Source organism: Microbacterium dextranolyticum (assembly GCF_016907295.1).
Taxonomy (GTDB): domain Bacteria; phylum Actinomycetota; class Actinomycetes; order Actinomycetales; family Microbacteriaceae; genus Microbacterium; species Microbacterium dextranolyticum.
In genome coordinates this window covers 553,793-573,266 of record NZ_JAFBBR010000001.1, presented here as the reverse complement: position 1 = coordinate 573,266, position 19,474 = coordinate 553,793, and the positions used below count along the sequence as shown (strand labels likewise).

Sequence of the window (19,474 nt, the reverse complement as noted above, 5' to 3'; positions counted from 1 at the left end):
GGGCGCGATGCCGCCGCGTCGGGTCGACGCGGCCGCCGACGATGCGATGCCCCTCCGAGATGACGACGAAGGGGCCGGATGCCTCGCGGCATCCGACCCCTTCGTGCTCAGGCTGTCAGCGTCGTGCGTCAGACCTCACCGAGGCTGCGACGGCGACGCAGCACCAGGATCGCTCCGAGCACCAGCACCAGCAGGGCGGACAACGTCCAGATCGTGACGGCGAACGAGCCACCGGTGGCCGGCAGGTTCGTCTTCGCGTGGAACGGGTCCGCGTCGGTCAGGACGACGGGGTTGCCCGCGGCGTCCTTCACGACGACGGGCGTGCCGTCCTCGCCGATCTGCGGCTTGTTCAGGGGGGTGCCCCCCTCATCCACCGCGGGGACCACCGGGGTACCCGTGACCGTGACGGTGTCGGCGTGGGCCGCACCCTCACCCAGCGTCAGCGAACCCTCCGCGAAGAAGGACGCGTGCGGCGGGATGAGCCCGTGCCACGTACCCGAGTTCACGAAGCTGTAGTTCGACGGGCCGCCGAAGGCGGACAGGTCCGCCGTCCAGCCCGACCCCACGGCGGGGCCGGCACCGGTCACATCGGCGAGCGTGATCGCGGTGAGCCACGTGGTTCCCGTGTTGGTCACGACCCAGCGCACCTTGTTCGCCGTACCCGCGGTGTAGGTGACCGCGTGCCCGGTGTCGTTGGCGTCCTGAGCGGCGTCGACCAGCGGCTTGGAGGGAACGATCCAGTTCCCGTCGCCGTCCTTCACCGCCGGGTCGGCCTTGTTGCCGTCGTACTTGATCACCTGGATACCCGAGGTCAGGGCGTTGTAGGCGTCCCGATCGGTGACCGGCTTGCCGGAACCGGCGCCCACGGCGGTGACCGTCGCGCGATCGACGTGGGGCTGGTCGGACAGACCGACGGTCAGCGTCGCGGTTCCCGTGATGACCGCCTTCGGGTCCCACGTCGCCGTTCCGCCGTCGAAGGTCGCCGCCCACGTGGCACTCCAACCCGTCTCCGTCCGCGTGGCGGGGAGGGTGGTGCCATCGGGCAGCGTCCAGACGAGGTCCGTGATGGTCCCGCCCGAGATGCCCTCGTCGGTCAGCGTGACCTGTCGGAGCTTCTCGTCACCCGTGTTGGTGACCCGGAACACGATCGTCCGCGTCTCGCCCGGCGTGTAGAACTGGGCGTCGGTCATGGTGTCGGCGTCGTGCACGATCTGCGTGCCGGTGCCATCGCCCTTCTCGATGTCGACGTACGGTCCCACGCCCGTCCAGGCGTTGAAGGGATCGTTGTCGGTCACCGTGAAGTCGACCGGACGGTCGCCGCCACGGTCCACCATGGCGCGCACCGGAGTGCCACCCTCGGTGAGCAGCGGCTTGTTCGTGGGCTTGCCCGCCTCGTCGTCCGCAGGGACGACGACCGTTCCGACGACCGTCACCGTGTCCTGGTGGATCTGCTCGGCGGCCAGCGTCAGCGTGCCCTCGGCGAAGAAGGACGCTCCCGGAGGCAGCAGCCCGTGCCAGGTGCCGTTGTGGACGAACGAGTAGGTGCTCGCCCCGGCGGAGGCGTCGAACGCGGACAGGTCCGCCGTCCAGTCACCCGTGATCGCCGGGCCTTCGCCCGTGACGTCGGCGAGGGTCAGATCGGTGAGCCAGGTCGAACCGGTGTTGGTGACCACCCAGCGCACCTTCTTCGCGGTGTCCACGGGGTACTCGACCGCGTGGTCCTTGTCGTTGGCGTCCTGCGCCGGGTCGACAAGGGGCTTGGTCGGCGTGATCCACGCACCGGCGTCGTTCTTGACCGCCGGGTCGGGCTTCTGTCCGTCGTACTTGATCACCTGGATCGAGCCGGTGAAGGCGTTGTACCCGTTGTGGTCGGTGACGGGCTTCGCCGAGAGCTGGCCCTTGGCATCCACCTTCACGTCGTCCTGGTGCACGGCAGCCGAGGCACCGAGCGTCAGGTGGGCGGTGCCGATGATCCAGTCGCCCGGAGCCCACGGCCCGTTCCACGTCGCCGCCCAGGTGTCGTCGCCGACCTTGGTCGCCGGCAGCACCGTGCCGTCGGGCAGCTTCCACTGCAGGTCGTCGATCCGACCGCCCGCCGTGGTCACGTCCGTCAGCGTCACGTCGACGAGGGGCTCGTCACCGGTGTTCTGCGCGCGCAGCACGATCGTGCGTCCCGAGCCGGGCTCGTAGGCCTGGCCGGTGGCAACGGTGTCCGCTTCGTGGGCGATGGTCTCGCCGGTGCCATCACCCTTGGTGATCGCGACCTTCGGGCCGATGCCGGTCTTCGCGTGGAAGGGGTCGGAATCGGTCAGCGTCCACGGACCGCCGTCGGTGCCGGGCTTGTGCGCCAGAACCGGGTTGCCGCTGTCGTCACGTGCCGGCTCGTCCGTCGGCACGCCCGTGCGCGGATTGGTCGCCGGAGCCACCACGTCACCCGTCACCGTGACCGTGTCTTCGTGCGTCGTCTGCGCGGGCAGGGTCAGAGTGCCCTGCGCGAAGAACGATGCACCGGCGGGCAGCACGCCCCGCCAGACGCCGTCGTGGGCGAAGGAGTAGCTTGTCAGGCCGCCGAAGGCGGACAGATCGGCCGTCCAGTCGTCGCCGATCGCGGGGCCCGCGCCGGTGACATCCTTCAGGGTGATGTTGGTCAGCGCCGTCGAACCCGTGTTCGTGACGACCCAGCGCACCTTCCGCGCCGTGTCGACCGGGTAGACGACCGCTGCGTCGGCGGTGTTCGCGTCCTGCGAGGCATCCGCGAGCGGCTTGCCGGGCTGGACCCACTTCTCGGCCGCCGAATCGAACACGACGGGGTCGCTCTTCTGACCGTCGTACTTGATCACCTGGATCCCCGCCGTGAACGCGTTGTAGGGGTTGTCCTTGGTGAGCGTGGTGCCGCTGTACTTGCCGGTCGCCTCGACGGCTGCGACGTCCTGGTGGGGGCTGGTCGCGTTCGTGAGGGTCAGGGTGGCGGTTCCGACGATCTCGTCGCCGACCGCCCAGGACTCGGTGCCGTCACCGAACGTGCCCGGCCAGGGAGCCGTCCACGTCTTCGAATCGGCGTCCCACTGGGCGTTCAGCTTCGCCCCACCGGGGAGCGTCCAGACGAGACCCTTGATCTGCTCGCCGGCCCGGACCTCGTCGGTCAGGGTCACCTCGCGCAGCGGCTCGGGCCCGGTGTTCTTGACACGGATCACGATGTCGCGCGTCTCGCCCACCGTGTAGACGGCACCGTCGGCGACGGTGTCGGCCTCGTTCACGATCGTGCCCGTCTTCGCGTCGCCGTCACCCTTGGTGATGGTCAGCGACGGCGTGACCGTCGTCGGGTTCTTCACCGTGACCGCGACGGTGGTGCCGTCGCCGATCGTGATCGTCGCGCCGTTGTCCTGCGGGACTCCGTCGACCTCGAGGGTCGGCGTGCCCCAGGCAGCACCGGTGGGCAGGCCACCGGTGGGAGCGACCTCGGTGATCGTGACCTTCGTGCCCTCGACGAGCGGGGCCGAGGTCCACGAACCGCCGTTGGTCACCGTCGCCGTCTGCGGCGACGTCTGACCGGGATAGGTGTAGCCGATCGTGAAGGTGTAGCCGTCCGCCAGGAGCTTCTCGCCCGGGCCTTCGACCTTCTTCGTGAGGGAGAACTGACCCGTCTTCTGCTGGGTCGGGTTGGTGAGCTCCACAGCGACCGGAGCGACGTCCGAGCCGGCCGGGATGGTGAGGCTGGCCGCGTAGCGCGTGTCCTCGCTGGAGACCACTCCCGATCCGGAGAACGAGGGCTGGCCCCAGCTCACACCGGTGAGACTTCCCGGCGCCGACTCGCGCAGGTACACGACCGTGCCGACCGGCAGGTCCGTCGGACCCGCGACGGTACCGTTCTTCGTCACCGACAGGTCCTTCCAGCCGCCATCGGGCGACGTGGAGTACTGCGCAGTGAACGAGTAGTCGGAGGGAACGAGGGGTTCGCCCGCGCCCGTCACCTTCTTGGTGACCGAGAACCCACCCACCAGCGCGGTCGACGGGTTGGTGAGAGTCACCGCGGTGTCGGTTCCGTCACCGATGGTGATCTCGCTGGCGGACCACGTGGGAGTGCTCCACTTCACGTTCACCGGGGCGTTGGCGATGGTCGGCTCCGAGAGCGTCACCTTCGCGCCGTACGGCAGCTTCGAGGACGACGCCTTCCACCCGTTGTCGCGGTTCAGCAGCAGCGAGCCCGTTCCTGCGGGAGACGTGTACGCGACGGTGAAGGTCGTGTCCTTCAGCGTGCCCGTTGCCGTGAGCTGACCGTCGAAGTCGCCGGTCACCTTCTTGCTCACCGTGAACGTGCCCGGGCGGAACAGCGTGTTGGTGACGGTGAACGTCTGCGCCGCACCTCCGTTGGTGGTGATCGTGCGGGTGTTCGGGTCATAGGTCACGTTCTTGACCGAGGCATCCCCCTTCTCGGCGATCGTGATCTTCGTTCCGACCGGGAGCTGCTGTGGCGTCGCCGGGACCAGCGCGAGGTCTGTGCCGACGGTGAAGTCCTTGGTCGTCAGTGTGCTCAGCACGTCCTTGCCGCGGAAGTCGGTGGCGGAGGTCACGGAGATCGTGAAGGTCTGCCCGGGCGTCGGCGGCGTCTGGCTGTCGTAGAGCTTCTTGACCTGGAACGACCCGGTCGCACGGATGCCCGCATCGATCGTGTGGTCGTTCTTGCCCGCCCCGCCGACCACGACCGTCGCGGTGCCCGACGCGTCGGCGTTCGAGTCATTGGCGGTCGTCGTGCCGGCGGCGTTCTGACCGGTGAAGGATGCCTGCGACCAGTCGACCGTGCCGAACGTGTTGCTATTGGCCCCGGTGAGGGCCACCGAGCCCGAGGTCGGCTTCACGAACGTCACGGTGTACGTTCCGTTCTTCGTGAACCCGGGGGTGCCTCCGGTCGCCGAGTCCTCGGTGCGGAAGTAGTACTCGCCGTTCGAGTCGGTGGTCGTCGTGCCGATGACCGTCCCCGCGGCGTTGCGCAGTTCGACGGTCACGCCCTGGATCGACGGCTCGTCGGCGTCCTGACGGCCGTTGCCGTCCGCGTCGAACCACACCCGGTTGCCGATCTCGACCGGTGCCGACTTCGTGATCAGGGCGACGGCGCCCAGGCCGCCTCCCTTCTGGAAGGTCGGGGACAGCGTGCTCAGACCGTCGTCCTTCGTCTGCTCATAGCCGCGCACGTTGTTGCCGTTCGTGCTGTCGAACCACGCCAGTCCGGTCACGCGGACCATCCCGAGCGGATCCATGAACGTCGAAGAGATCTGGGCGACGCCCGGCGCGGCGACGACGGAGCCCAACGATCCCTCGCGGTGATAACCGCCCAGACCCTTGTCCTGTCGGTCGTACCAGAACTCGTTGCCGCCGGGTCCCTCTCCGGTGGTCGGCAGCTGATCACGGTTCGGGGCAGCCTTGCGCCCGCCGGCGATGCCGGCGGACTCAGGCGTGTAGGTGCCGTCACCCTTCGGGGCGGCGAGCAGCATGTCGCCGCTCGAGATGGTCTGGAAGTAGGCGTTGCCGTTCTGCACAGTCGGGTTGGATGCCGACACGTTGCGGTTGCCGCCCTGGATCGCGGTGCGGTCCTGGAAGCCGACCGTCAGATAGCCGTCCGACTCGATCGCGACGGACGACAGAAGCGGCTGGGGATAGATCTGCAACCACCCCCAGCTCGCGTTCATGCCGACGCTGGCGGAGTCCTTGCTCCACACGTCGGTCCACGAGTTCCATCGCGTCATCTGCGGGTAGGTGCCCGGGTCGGCCGCAGATACGGCCGGGTTGCCCTTCTGGTACCCCAACGGACCCGAAAGGACCGTAGCGAAGGCACCCGGAGCGCCGTTGCCGCTGACAGCCGCGCGGGCGACGTAGTACTTGAGCCCCGCGGCGTCCGCGGACTGGAACGGCGTCGATCCCGTGTCGTTGTAGCCGACGTAGAGGTTACCGGCGCGCAGCGTCAGTGCGTAGGCGCGCTGCGTCGTCACGTCGTTGACCGGAGTCGCCCATGAACCCAGCAGGGTCTTGCTCGCGATGTCGATCGCGTAGATCTTCGCATCCTTGAGATTGACGAAGTACAGGACCTTGCCCTGCGCGTCGATCGCCATTCCTCCGATGCCGACCTTACCCGCCTTCTGGAAGGCGTCGATGTCGGCCGCCGGATCGGTCGCCCCTGCCAGCCCGCGATCCGCATTCGACTTCACCTGGCCGAGGTCGATGTTCAGCGTCGCGACGTCGAGCCACTTCTCCGGCGCACCAGAGGAGTCTTTCAGCGAGCCGTCGGCGGTGAGCACGCCCGGCACACGGTAGATCCCACCGATGCCGAGTGGTCCCAGACCGGACTCGCGCTTGTATGCGGCCGCGGCGAAGAGGGACATGTCCGCGGGGTTGAACACGGTGCTCGACAGCGCGCCGACCTGTCCGAACGTCGCATAGGTCTTACGCCCGGGGAAGGTCGCCCCACCGGAGTTCTCCGCGGTGCTCCAGGGCGTCGCCACCAGCGCGGGCAGGTCGGCGACCTCCTTGGCGACCTTCGTCGGGTCACCGGCGGACTGGATCGCCACGGCGAGGCCCGGGTTGCCCGAGTTGTACTCGCCCGGGCGCAGAGCCGCGAAGTTCACGGAGGTGGAGCCGGCCGTCACGAACTGCACGCTGGTGCCGTTCTGCGTGCCGTGCGCGGAGCTCTCGTAACCGGCGGGCGGTGTGAACTCGACGCGCAGGCGTGCGCCGGCGGGGACGCTCGAAGCGATCGGGAGCGAGTAGTTCGCGTTCCCGGCCGTCGTCGTCACAGAGCCGACCTGCGTGTTCGTTGCGTCGTAGGCGGCGACGACGACACCGGCGATCGGCGCGTCGTTCGCGATGCCGGTGTTCGCCGCGTTGCCGCTGTCGAACGCTCCGTTGCCGTTGAAGTCCTCGAACACGAGGCCCGAGACCGCGTTGGACGTCCCTCCCGTCGTCACGGCGGACGCCGGCGCGACCCCCGCACCGATGAGACCGGCGACGAGCGCGGTGGTGATGAGTCCGGCGATGCCGGCGCGAACGCTGCGCGCGCGCAGCAATGATCGGTGGCTGACCTGCCATCGAGGTTCTCCCCAATTTCATCGCTCGACGCTGTCGAGCGGTCCCAGTTCGCACACGGGGGAAACCCAGTTCCCACTCCCCCGATGCACAAGAATGCAATCGCACGCTAGCACAGTCAGGTAACGGACCTTCGACGAGGATGGGTGCGAGCGTCATCTCGAGAAACGGCTCACCGCTTCACGCCGCGCGGTCAGCGCATCTTGCTCCTGAACGAAATGGGGGTGGGACGGGCCCTTGGGGAAGCCCGTCCCACCCGGTCTGTGGGGGTCGTGGTGCGCCCGCGCTACCGTCGTGAGCGCTCGCCGGCGTATCCGCTGCGCCAGATATAGGCGACCCCGCCCACGACGAGGAGCCCCCCGATCAGTGCCCACCAGGGGAATCCGGGGAGGTCCGGTCGAGCGCCGGCCGACGCGATGACATCCGGCGGTGTGGGTGTGACCCGCTCGGCGGTGACGAGGATGCGGTGCGAGTTGATGCCGAGAGGCGTGCAGGTGACGAGTGTGACGAGATCCTTCCCCTGCACGGGCATCACCCTCTGCGAGTCTTCCGGTAGGACGACCTGCGTCTCGAACACCCGATACGAGAGCACCTCCCCGAAGATCTCGATCGTCACGAGATCTCCGACTTTCACCTGATCGAGGTGGTCGAACAGCGTCGCTTCGGGAAGGCCCCGGTGCGCCGTCAACACGGCACGCTGCGACGATCCGCCCACCGGAAGCGAGGTGCCCTCGAGGTGGCCGACCCCGCGCGCGAGGGTCTGTTCGCTGGTTCCGTGGTAGATCGGCAGATCGACGCCGATGGCATCGATGCGCAGCCGCCCCATCACCCCGTCGTGGTTGGCGTTGAGGAGCGATTCGTACTGCGCATGCGCGCCCGGGTCACCGGCGGCGGTCGGCACGCGGCTGTCCGGTGACACCAGCGCCCCTCCGATGAGCAGATCGTTGTAGCGGGCCGCCGCCGCGATCTGCGCGTCGAGGTCGGCGCTGCGCTCGAGCGATTGAGTGCCGGCCACCTCGGCGATGAGCGTGGACTGCTGATACTGCGAGAACCAGCTCGCGATCTCGGGGTAGCCGAGGACGCCGAATCCGACGAGCAACAGGCCGACGGCGCCCGTGGCCCCCCATGGCATCCGCCATCGCCGGACGCGAGGCGGGGCCTCGCGTGGGGGCGGGCCCCCCGGAGCGGGTGACTCGGCGGTCATGGTCATGAGGTCTCGTCTCGTGCGAGGACGGTGGCGGGGTCCGGGGAGACGGGGCGAGCCCCATCCCCCCGGATCGGATCAGTGCTCGGCGCGGCGACGACGCAGGACGAGCAGCGCTCCCGCGGCGACGACGATCAGCGCCAGGCCACCGACGGTGAACCACACGGTGCCGTCGGCACCGGTCAGCGGCAGCTGCGGCCCGTTCACCTTCGTGTTCGGGAACGTGTAGTTCGTGACAGCCGTGCCCGCCGGGCTGATCGTCACGAGCCGCACGGCGCTGTCGAGGACGTACCCGCTGGGAGCCTTGGTCTCCTTGAGGCAGTAGTCCTTCGTGCCGGCGGCGGCACCCGCGTTCGTGTTGCTGACCCACAGTGCCTGCGAGAACGTGCCGTCACTGCCGGTGGTGCCCGTGGCCGCAGGCGTGGTCGGCAGCTGGGTGCAGTCGGCACCGGTCTTGACGTAGACGGCGAACTCGGCCCCGGCGAGCGGTGTCGTGCTCGCGGCATCCTGCTTCAGGACGCGGAGCGTGCCCCAGTTGGTCGTCGGCGGGTTGACCGGCTTCGTCGTGCCGTTGAGGGTGACGTTCGCGTCATTCTTGATGGAGCCGACCACGGTGCCGGTCACGGTGGTGGTGAGCGCAGCCGTGACGGTCACGTCACCGGATGCCGCCAGCGCGTTCACCTTGCCGAGACCGCTCGTCGTGAGGGCGACGCTGGCGCCGGTGATCGTGTAGTCGGCGGGAACGAGCGCGGTGCCGTTCACCGAGATCGTTCCCCAGGCGGTGAAGGTCATCCCCGCCGCCGGCACATCGGCGATGGTCAGCGACGTGTACGGCAACGGCGACTTCGGCACCGGAACGCTGATGGTCCAGGGCACGACTGCGCCCGGGACGACGACGCCGTCCTTGTTCGACGCGTCCACCGTCTTCTGCGGCGTGAACTCGTTGAGCTGGTTCTTCGGGTACACGTGCACGTCGAACAGCCAGCTGTCGGCGGTGCCGCCGCTGCCGGTCACGGGGAACGGGACGGTCACCAGGAAGGGGGCCGCCGGCGTCTTGATGAGGTTGTCGCCCGCGCCCGTCTCCTTGACGAAGTACAGGCCCTTGAGACCCGCGAACGTGGTCGCGCCCGTCGCGTCGGTGGGCTGCGTCGTCCCCGCCGTCGTGACCGCGCAGAATCCGGTGGGGATGCTCCCCGGCGCTGCCGCGAGCGCGGCGGAGGCGGCGGTGACGTCCGCCCACCCTGCGGGCGTGGTCAGGCTCACCGGGGTGCAGGTGGAGCCGCTCGGCTTGCCGACCTGCCAGACCGTGAACTGGACCCCCTGAAGAGCGGTACGGGGGATGGGACCGTCGATCTTCGTACCGTTGTTGGGCGCGCCCGGGATAGGGTCGCCTGCGTATTTGTGCACGGTCAGCGACCCCGTCTGGTCGGGGACGACCGGGAAGCCGGCGGCGTTGGCCGCACTCGAGATCCCGCTCACCCCGACGAGGGCCAGGGCGATCACTCCCGCCCCCATCGCGAGGCGCCGCAGGGCGCCTGTGTTGTTCTTCATGCTTCCACCTTTCGTTGGTTCGAAACGCGTGCGCTCGGACGGCAACGCGTGTACTGCTGCTCGGGAGCGGGCGGCATCGCCACCAGCCCGGGATCGGCGGGACCGCCCCGTCGATGCTCGGAGGTATCGACGGGGCCGGGCTCACACCCGACGCGTGCGTCGGAGCCGTCGGATGACGAAGATTGCGGCGCCGATGGCGAGAACCGCGAAGCCGCCGATCACGTAAGCGTCGCGGCCGATGCCGCCGGTGAGCGGCAGCGTCGGAGGCACGACGGGCACGTTGACGAATGCCCCCACGACGACCGTGGTGCCGGCGTTGGCCGCGTCGATCGTGAACGGGTGCGGCGTCGCGTCGACGAGATAGCCGATCGGAGCGGTCTTCTCGACGAGCGTGTAGGAACCCCACTTCAGGGCCGCGACGACGAACCGCCCGGGTGCGGGGTCGGCATCGGGCCCGGCGCAGGGATTCTGCACGCAGTCGGTGACCTGAACACTCGGCCCGTTCGCGCCGGGGCCGGTGAGCGTCCACACCGATCCTCCGAGGAGAGCCGACGACGCATCCGTCTTGGTCCATGAAGCGACGCCGGGCTTACTGGTGTTGGTGATGGTGCACACCACGTTCCCACCGCTCGGCACCGCAACCGTGCCCTCGGTGAGGGTGCCACCCGTGCAGGTCCATGCGCTCGCCGTGTAGCCGGCCGTCGGTCCGCTCTCGCTCAGGGCATACCCGCCGGGCGTGACGGTCGCACCGGTCACCGCGGGAGATCCCGAGACACCGGAGATCGTCTGGGGCCCGGCGCCCGTCAGGGTCCAGGGATCCGTGGACGAAGGCCCGCCGTTGGTGTTGTCGACGATCTTCTTCAGCGTGAGGGTGGCCTTGCAGGTGACGACGTTCGTGACCGTTGCGGTGTTCTTCTGCGTCGTGAGGCTGAGCGCGTAGCCGGAACCGAGCGGAATGGTGGCCGGGGCGCCGTTGACCTCGGTGACGGTCGCGACGTTCGTGCAGAGAGACGGGTTCGGGAGAGTGACCGCTTCGCTGAGCGTGGTGGACTGTCCGACCGTGTACCCGGAGCGCGACTGACCCCACGGCTGCGGCGTCGCCCCGGCGGCACCGGGCCCGGTCAGGCTCAGCTTCGCCGAGAATCCCGACGGCTGGGCGCCTTCGTTGTACGCGGTGCCGTTGATGACCCATTTCTTCGCCACCGTGACGTCCGCCTCGGGACTCGGCTCCCGGTTGTAGACGGTGCAGTTGACCGCGGCCTCGCGCGGGACGTTGACGGTGAAGCCGAGCGCCCCGGCGTTCGTCACCGGCACAGCCGACCCCGTGTTGAGGTTGGTGCAGACGGCGTTCGCCCCACCGACCTGGGTCAGCGTGTACCCGGTCTGCTGCTGCTCGGCGACGGTGAGGTTCCCGGCGGTCGTGCCGCCGGTGAAGGCGAGCGGGAAGCCCACGGTGCCCGTGCCGTCGCCGGTCGTCGTCGCCGACGGCGAGGGAGTCGTGACGCCCGCCGTGTTGGACTGGGCGTTGAACGTCCATCCCGCTCCTGCCGGCGCTGCTCCCTGGATGGAGCCGGCGGGAGCCGCGCTCGGCACGATCTGCTTGGTGACGGTCAGGTTCCCCGAGCAGTTCCCGAGGGCGAGAGCCCGCAGAGCCTGGCCCACCGCCTGGTAGTTGGTCGTCTGGTAATAGTCCGCCGTGGACGGGTTGCTGCCGGAGTACGCGACCTCGCCCGAGATCGCCCGCAGGTTCCGCGCCGTCGTGGTCCCGCTGGCGCCCGCGCCGACTCCGAAGGCGATGACACGTGTTCCCTCCTTCTTCAGGGCGTTGGCCGAGAAGATCCCCGCCTCCGTCTCTTGGAAGCGGTTCGTGGCGCCGTCGCCCTGATCGGGCTCGTTGAAGGTTGTCGGATTACCGTCGGTGATGACCACTGCGACGTCGAATCTGTTCGAAGCGGTGTTGGCGGCGGCGGGCAGCGCGAGACCGCGATCCCAGTTCGTGCCGCCGTCGGAGGACCAGCCGGAGTAGCGCTGCTTGAAGGTGTTCGCTTGTGCCGTGGTGGACATGGGTACGAGCGTGGGGTAGTTCTGCGTGGCGCCGCTGGCGGGCGACTCCCAGGAGAACGAGAACAGCGACATCCGCGACGGCGTACCCACGAGGGAGTTCACGAAGGTGTCCGCGGCCGCCTTCAGGTTCGGCAGATCGGTGCCGACGGACCCGGACAGGTCGAGGATCAGCGCGACATCCAGACCGCACTGTGCGCTCAGTGTCGGGTTGGTCCGCGACTGCTGCCACCACCCACCGGATGCGTCGACGTCATCGGACGTGCTCGCCATCAGCTGAGCGGAGTTCAGCGACGAGTAGGTCGTGCCCGACTGGAGCGCGGCACGGAGCCGGAAGACATAGCTCAACGTGCTGCCCGCGCCGCTGTAGCCACCCACCCGCAGGACGGGGTTGGAGTAGTACCCCGTGGGGACGCCGGCCTGCACGACCCATGGGCGGGTGCCCTGCTGGCTGCCCTGCCCCGACGTCGGAACCACGAACGAGCAGTCCCCCGACACATCGGAGACGCATTTGGCCCACCCGTCGCCCGTCCCAGCGACGCCATCGGGTCGCGTGCCGCTCGGCCCGGACGTACCGCCCGTGTTCAGCAGCAGCGTGACGCCCGCGAGGGCGGTGACGCCGGCGGTTCCGGTGCGGTCGGTGCCGACTTTGACCGTGATGACGGCCTGCCCGGCGGACGGGGCCGGCACGGTGAGCGGCGCCACGAGCGAGCGGAGTTGGGGCGCCGTCACGCTCTCGGACGGCGACGGAGCGGGAACCGCCGTCGGCTCGTCGCTCGGGACGGGCGCCGGCTCGTCGCTCGGGACGGGCGCCGGCTCGTCGCTGGGGCTCGGGTCGCCGTTCGGACTCGGTTCGTCGCTCGGGACGGGCGCCGACACCGACGGGGTCTCCGACGGCGCCGGCGCACTCGACGCGCCGCCCTCGTTCCCCGCTCCGGAATCGACCGGGCTCGGCGCGGCTCCGGTCGCGCTGGGCGACGGTTGCGCCTCCGCGGCCAGAGCGAGCGGCGCCACCCCCGAGAGGGCGAGCGCGCCTGAGAGCAGCGTCACGACTCCCGTGGCGTACCAGCGGCGGCGCAGCACCATGCGGTGCGCACGGTGCCGCCGACCGCGTCGGCTTTCCCCCGTGGAAGCGTCTCCAAAACCATCGAGAGCAGCGCTCATGGTCCCCACAACCCGTCACTTCGTCGTGCGAACGCGGCAACGCGACGCACGATGTCAGCGGACTCCCACAGTCCGCTCAGTCGAGCCCGGCCCCCCGGCCTACGACCCAACCAGGACTGACGCTAACCCGGGCTCCGAGAGGGGTCAAGATAATACTTCTCACCTTGCGGTGCCACCGTAACGTCCCGAGCACGACGAAGACCCCCGGGTTTCCCCGAGGGTCTTCGTGGTGAAGCGGAATTACTTCAGGATCTTGGTGACGGTACCGGCACCGACGGTGCGGCCACCCTCACGGATCGCGAAGCCGAGGCCCTCTTCCATGGCGATCGGCTGGATGAGCTCGACCGACATCTCCGTGGTGTCGCCGGGCATGACCATCTCGGTGCCCTCGGGCAGCGTGATGACGCCGGTGACGTCCGTGGTGCGGAAGTAGAACTGCGGGCGGTAGTTCGTGAAGAACGGGTTGTGACGGCCACCCTCCTCCTTGGACAGGATGTACGCCGTGCCCTCGAAGTTGGTGTGCGGGGTCACGGAGCCGGGCTTCACGACGACCTGGCCGCGCTCGACGTCGTCACGCTTGGTGCCGCGCAGGAGCAGACCACAGTTCTCGCCGGCCCAGGCCTCGTCGAGCTGCTTGTGGAACATCTCGATACCCGTGACCGTGGTCTTCTGCGTCGGGCGGATGCCGACGATCTCGACCTCGGAGTTGATCGCGAGCGTGCCGCGCTCGGCGCGACCCGTCACGACCGTGCCACGACCGGTGATCGTGAAGACGTCCTCGATGGGCATGAGGAAGGGCTTGTCCTTGTCACGCACCGGGTCGGGGATCGACTCGTCGACGGCGTCCATGAGCTCGACGATCTTCTCGACCCACTCGGCGTCGCCCTCGAGAGCCTTCAGGCCCGAGACGCGAACGACGGGGGCGTTGTCGCCGTCGAAGTCCTGCGACGAGAGGAGCTCGCGAACCTCGAGCTCGACGAGCTCCAGGATCTCCTCGTCGTCGACCATGTCGCTCTTGTTGAGGGCGACCAGCAGGTAGGGAACACCGACCTGCTTGGCGAGCAGCACGTGCTCACGCGTCTGCGCCATGGGACCGTCGGTCGCGGCGACCACGAGGATCGCGCCGTCCATCTGGGCGGCACCGGTGATCATGTTCTTGATGTAGTCGGCGTGACCGGGCGCGTCGACGTGCGCGTAGTGGCGCTTGGGGGTCTCGTACTCGACGTGCGAGATGTTGATCGTGATACCACGCTGGCGCTCTTCGGGAGCCGAGTCGATCGACGCGAAGTCACGCTGCACGTTGGTCGCCGACGGGTACTTGTCGGCGAGCACCTTCGAGATCGCGGCGGTGAGCGTCGTCTTGCCGTGGTCGACGTGCCCGATGGTTCCGATGTTGACGTGCGGCTTGGTCCGCTCGAACTTGGCCTTGGCCACTGGGTCCTCCTCAGGACATTCGTGTAGAGGTTCCGGGCGCTGGATTGCGACCGAGGCTCTACGGGGATGTTTCTAGTGTATGCGTATGAAGTTGTGTGTCACCGGAGCGGTGATGACGGATGCCGGGGTTCCTCCGCCGAGCTCGGGAACCCCCGGCATCCGTGCGATCACTCGCCCTTGTTCTTCTGGACGATCTCGTCGGCGACGGCCTTGGGGACCTCGGCGTACGAGTCGAACTCCATCGAGTAGACGGCGCGACCCGAGGTCTTCGAGCGCAGGTCTCCGATGTAGCCGAACATCTCCGACAGCGGGACGAGCGCGCGCACGATCTTGATGCCCGAGCCGTCCTCCATCGACTGGATCTGTCCACGACGGGAGTTGAGGTCGCCGATGACGTCGCCCATGTACTCCTCGGGAGTACGCACCTCGACGGCCATGAGCGGCTCGAGGATGGTGGGGTTGGCCTTGCGAATGGCCTCCTTGAAGCCCATCGAGCCGGCGATCTTGAACGCCATCTCGGACGAGTCGACGTCGTGGCTGGCACCGTCGAGCAGGATCGCCTTGACGCCCACCATGGGGTAGCCGGCGAGCACGCCGACGTTCATCGCGTCCTGGAAGCCCTGGTTGGTGGGCTCGATGTACTCGCGCGGGATGCGGCCACCGGTGACCTTGTTCTCGAACTCGTACGTCTTCTCGGCCGTGACCTCGAGGGGCTCGATCGCGAACTGGATCTTCGCGAACTGACCCGATCCACCGGTCTGCTTCTTGTGCGTGTAGTCGTGACGCTCGACGGCCTTCTTGATCGTCTCGCGGTAGGCCACCTGGGGCTTTCCGACGTTCGCCTCGACGCGGAATTCGCGCTTCATGCGGTCGACGAGGATGTCGAGGTGCAGCTCGCCCATGCCCTTGATGACCGTCTGGCCGGTCTCGGGGTTGAGCTCGGTGCGGAAGGTCGGGTCCTCTTCGGCGAGCTTCTGGATCGCGGTGCCCAGCTTCTCCTGGTCGGCCTTGGTCTTCGGCTCGATGGCGACCTCGATGACGGGCTCGGGGAAGGTCATTGACTCGAGGACGACGGGCTTGTCCGGGTCGGCCAGGGTGTCACCGGTGGTGGTGTCCTTCAGGCCGATGACGGCGTAGATGTTGCCCGCGGTGACCGAGTCGACCGGGTTCTCCTTGTTGGCGTGCATCTGGAAGATCTTCCCGATGCGCTCCTTCTTGCCCTTGGTCGAGTTGATGACCTGGGCGCCCGAGTCGAGGTGACCCGAGTACACGCGGATGTAGGTGAGGCGACCGAAGAACGGGTGCACCGCGACCTTGAACGCCAGCGCCGCGAACGGGTCGTTGGCGTCGGGGTGACGCTCGATGACGATCTCTTCGTCCTTCGGGTCGTGCGCCTGGATGGCGGGCACGTCGAGGGGCGACGGGAGGTAGTCCACGACCGCGTCGAGCATGGGCTGCACGCCGCGGTTCTTGAACGCCGAGCCGCACAGCACGGGGTACAGCTCGCCGCCGACGGTGAGCTTGCGGATCGCGCCCTTGATCTCGGCGAGAGTGAGCTCTTCGCCGCCGAAGTACTTCTCGAGCAGCGCCTCGTCGGTCTCGGCGACCGTCTCGAGCAGCTTCTCTCGGTACTCCGCCGCGCGGTCGGCGAGATCGGCGGGGATCTCCTGGACCTCGTACTTGGCGCCCATGGTGACATCGCCCTTGGCATCGCCGGGCCAGACGAGGGCCCGCATCTCGACGAGGTCGATGACGCCGACGAAGTCGTTCTCGGCACCGATCGGCAGCTGCAGCACGAGGGGCTTGGCACCGAGGCGGTTCACGATCGTGTCGACGGTGAAGTAGAAGTCGGCGCCCAGCTTGTCCATCTTGTTGACGAAGCAGATGCGGGGGACGTCGTACTTGTCGGCCTGACGCCACACGGTCTCGGACTGGGGCTCGACGCCCTCCTTGCCGTCGAACACGGCGACGGCGCCGTCGAGGACGCGCAGCGACCGCTCGACCTCGACCGTGAAGTCGACGTGTCCGGGCGTGTCGATGATATTGATCTGGTTCTTGTTCCAGAAGCAGGTCACGGCGGCAGACGTGATCGTGATGCCGCGCTCCTTCTCCTGCTCCATCCAGTCGGTCGTCGACGCACCGTCGTGCGTCTCGCCGAGCTTGTGGTTGACACCCGTGTAGAAGAGGATGCGCTCGGTCGTCGTCGTCTTGCCGGCATCGATGTGCGCCATGATGCCGATGTTGCGGACCTTGTTGAGGTCGGTGAGCACTTCTTGTGCCACGGGGTGTCCTTACTTGTGGTGGGTGTGGGCGGGGCCCTGCGACGGGCTCGGGAGGCGTCTCCGGTGAGGAGCGACCCCCGAGCCCGTCAGCGGGTTACCAGCGGTAGTGCGCGAAGGCGCGGTTGGACTCGGCCATCTTGTGGGTGTCCTCACGGCGCTTGACCGCGGCGCCGAGACCGTTCGAGGCGTCCAGGATCTCGTTCTGCAGACGCTCGGTCATCGTCTTCTCACGGCGACCCTTCGCGTAGGAGACGAGCCAGCGCAGCGCGAGCGTGTTGGCGCGGTGCGGCTTGACCTCGACGGGCACCTGGTAGGTCGAGCCACCGACGCGGCGGCTCTTGACCTCGAGGGTGGGGCGGACGTTGTCGAGCGCCTTCTTGAGCGTGGCGACGGCGTCCTGGCCGTTCTTGGCCTCAACGCCCTTGAGGGCGTTGTAGACGATGGCCTCGGCGATCGACTTCTTGCCGTCGACGAGGATCTTGTTCACCAGCTGGGTGACGATCGGAGCACCGTAGACCGGGTCGTTGACGACGACGCGGCGGGGTGCGGGTCCCTTGCGAGGCATCTCACTCAGCCCTTCTTGGCGCCGTAGCGACTACGGGCCTGCTTGCGGTTCTTGACGGCCTGGGTGTCCAGGGCGCCGCGAACGATCTTGTAACGGACACCGGGGAGGTCCTTGACACGGCCCCCACGGACGAGCACGAGCGAGTGCTCCTGCAGGTTGTGGCCCTCGCCGGGGATGTAGGCGGTGACCTCGGTGCCGTTGCGGAGCTTGACACGGGCGACCTTGCGCATGGCCGAGTTCGGCTTCTTGGGCGTGGTCGTGTAGACGCGGGTGCAGACACCCGCCTGCTGCGGGTTCGCCTTCAGGGCGGGCGCCTTGGTCTTGGTGACCTTGGGCGAGCGTCCCTTGCGAACCAACTGCTGAATGGTTGGCACGTTCTCTCCTTGTCGATCTGTCCGCAGCTCTCGCTGCGCACAGGTGCTGCACGGTGACAGCGTTCGTGGTTTCACCACAGATCCACCGCACGACGAAATCGTCGTGCTGGGTGGTGGATATGCCGTGGGGGCGACCTGTTCGCAGGCCGATCCCTCATGCGGCGCCCCGTTCGTCCCACATCGGGCCGAGGCACGACGCAAGGCGCGCGAGGGCGCACACCCGGTCAATACTACGCCGCATGACGAAACCGGGCAAACGCGTGTCGCACCGGCATCCCGGCACGGAACGCGGTATCAGCGCTCGATCCGCCTCAGGTGGAACTCCTCGTCGCCGAGGAGGAATCGCTCCCCCGGCTCGATCCGACCGTCCGGACCCGGATCGACCTCTTCGCCGCGGAGCGTGCGCACGAGCACGCCGTTGGTCGAGCCCAGGTCGGAGACGGTCCAGGACTCGCCGCGCAACTCGATGCGCGCATGCGTCTTCGACACGGTGCGGGCCTCGTCGGCGACGGAGACGAGCTGTGCATCGGGGAACGCCGGGTCGCCTGCGGGGTTCCGACCGAGGATGACCACGGCAGCCGACAACGGGATCGGCGCACCGGCGGCCGGTACGAGCTCCCAGGTCGGGCGCCGGCGCCGGCGGGCGATGACCGTCACATCGATGTCGTCCTCGGGCACGGCGGAAGCCTCGACGGGGCGCGGTGGCGACCAGCCGCCGTCGTCGTCCGCGGGGGCGGTCTCCTGACCGTCGCCCAGGAGCCGGTGCTGCGCCGGGACGGCGCCGGCGGCGGAGCGGGGCGCCCCCGCGCGGGGCGCGTCCAGGACTGCGGACACCTCGGCGGACAGTTCCGGGAAGGCATCCGCATCCGACTCGGCGGAAGCCCGCGGAGCACGCGTCGACGGCACGACGGATTGGGCCTGTTCGGGCGATGCCGCTTCCGGTGCGGGGGCGTCGCGGACGGCGGGGACGCGGGCGACGGATGCCACCGCGCGCGGTTCGTCGGGCGCGGGCCGCGCTCCGGGCACGGCCGTGATCGGTCCAGACGGCACGCCGGTGTCCGGCGGTGTCCAGCCGCCCGGCGTCGGCGAGGCCGACGGTGTCGGCGGAGCGAACGAGGCGGCGGATGCCGGTGCCGCGGACAGCGGCGCGGGGGCCGCCCATGCGGCACCCGCGTCCGCGGCATCCCGAGCCGGACGGACGGTCTCGGCCCCCGGCAGGACGACCGACAGCGGTGGGACGCTCGGCGGCCTCGGGGCGAGTGGAGCCGGCGGCGGTTCGAGACGGCCGCGCGACTCGGCACCGGCACCGAGCCACCGTGCCGAGCCGAACCCGAGGACGCTCGCCCAGACGACGAAGGCGAGGGCCGCGAGCACGGTCATGCCGGCGCCGTACCCGAAGCCGAGGTTGATGCGGTGCGCCGAGATGACGACGAGCACGAAGAGCACGACCTGGGCGATGGGAACGACGGCCAGGATCACGAGCCAGGGGCTGAAGCCTCCGCGCGTGAGGACGGTGGCGATGTTCAGGAACGGCACCCAGGCCTTCCAGCGCTCCTCGCCGAGCTTCCGGAACAGCGCGGACAGGGCGAGGCCGGTCCAGACATAGAGGACGACGCCGACCGCGACCGAGAGCACGCTCAGCAGGGCGACGGCGGAGGCGAGCGAATCGCCGGCGGTTGGGCTCATGCGGTGCGCCGCGCGTCATCGCGCGCGGCTCCCCCTCTCGGTGCGGATCGGAACCGATGCCGGCTCCCGTGGACGAACG

At 68.7% G+C, this 19,474-nt stretch carries 9 protein-coding genes; all 9 read right to left on the bottom strand.

From position 1 onward, the window contains the following. Positions 1-128 precede the first annotated feature (128 nt). On the bottom strand, positions 129-7,055 hold the full coding sequence (locus JOE64_RS02425; protein ID WP_204962790.1) for a DUF5979 domain-containing protein: 6,927 nt from the start codon (positions 7,053-7,055) through the stop codon (positions 129-131). Positions 7,056-7,360: 305 nt separating this feature from the next. Further along, positions 7,361-8,206, bottom strand: a complete 846-nt coding sequence (locus JOE64_RS02420; RefSeq protein ID WP_204962789.1) for a class C sortase — start codon at positions 8,204-8,206, stop codon at positions 7,361-7,363. A 150-nt stretch (positions 8,207-8,356) separates the two neighbouring features. Continuing rightward, positions 8,357-9,829: a SpaH/EbpB family LPXTG-anchored major pilin gene (locus tag JOE64_RS02415; RefSeq protein WP_204962788.1), complete on the bottom strand. Its 1,473-nt coding sequence runs from the start codon at positions 9,827-9,829 to the stop codon at positions 8,357-8,359. Positions 9,830-9,970: 141 nt separating this feature from the next. After that, complete coding sequence (locus JOE64_RS02410) at positions 9,971-12,976, bottom strand: SpaA isopeptide-forming pilin-related protein (protein ID WP_204962787.1); 3,006 nt, start codon at positions 12,974-12,976, stop codon at positions 9,971-9,973. Positions 12,977-13,294: 318 nt separating this feature from the next. Next, a complete protein-coding gene (gene tuf, locus JOE64_RS02405) occupies positions 13,295-14,488 on the bottom strand; it encodes an elongation factor Tu (protein ID WP_204962786.1) in 1,194 nt (397 codons plus the stop codon). Positions 14,489-14,655: 167 nt separating this feature from the next. Beyond that, on the bottom strand, positions 14,656-16,770 hold the full coding sequence (gene fusA, locus JOE64_RS02400) for an elongation factor G (protein ID WP_204962785.1): 2,115 nt from the start codon (positions 16,768-16,770) through the stop codon (positions 14,656-14,658). A gap of 94 nt (positions 16,771-16,864) precedes the next feature. Next, positions 16,865-17,335 (bottom strand): 30S ribosomal protein S7, encoded by a 471-nt coding sequence (gene rpsG, locus JOE64_RS02395; RefSeq protein WP_018187368.1) that lies wholly within the window; start codon positions 17,333-17,335, stop codon positions 16,865-16,867. 5 nt (positions 17,336-17,340) lie between these two features. Then, positions 17,341-17,709 (bottom strand): 30S ribosomal protein S12, encoded by a 369-nt coding sequence (rpsL, locus tag JOE64_RS02390; protein WP_018187369.1) that lies wholly within the window; start codon positions 17,707-17,709, stop codon positions 17,341-17,343. A gap of 294 nt (positions 17,710-18,003) precedes the next feature. Then, positions 18,004-19,395: a DUF5684 domain-containing protein gene (locus JOE64_RS02385; RefSeq protein WP_204962784.1), complete on the bottom strand. Its 1,392-nt coding sequence runs from the start codon at positions 19,393-19,395 to the stop codon at positions 18,004-18,006. Positions 19,396-19,474: the final 79 nt, after the last annotated feature.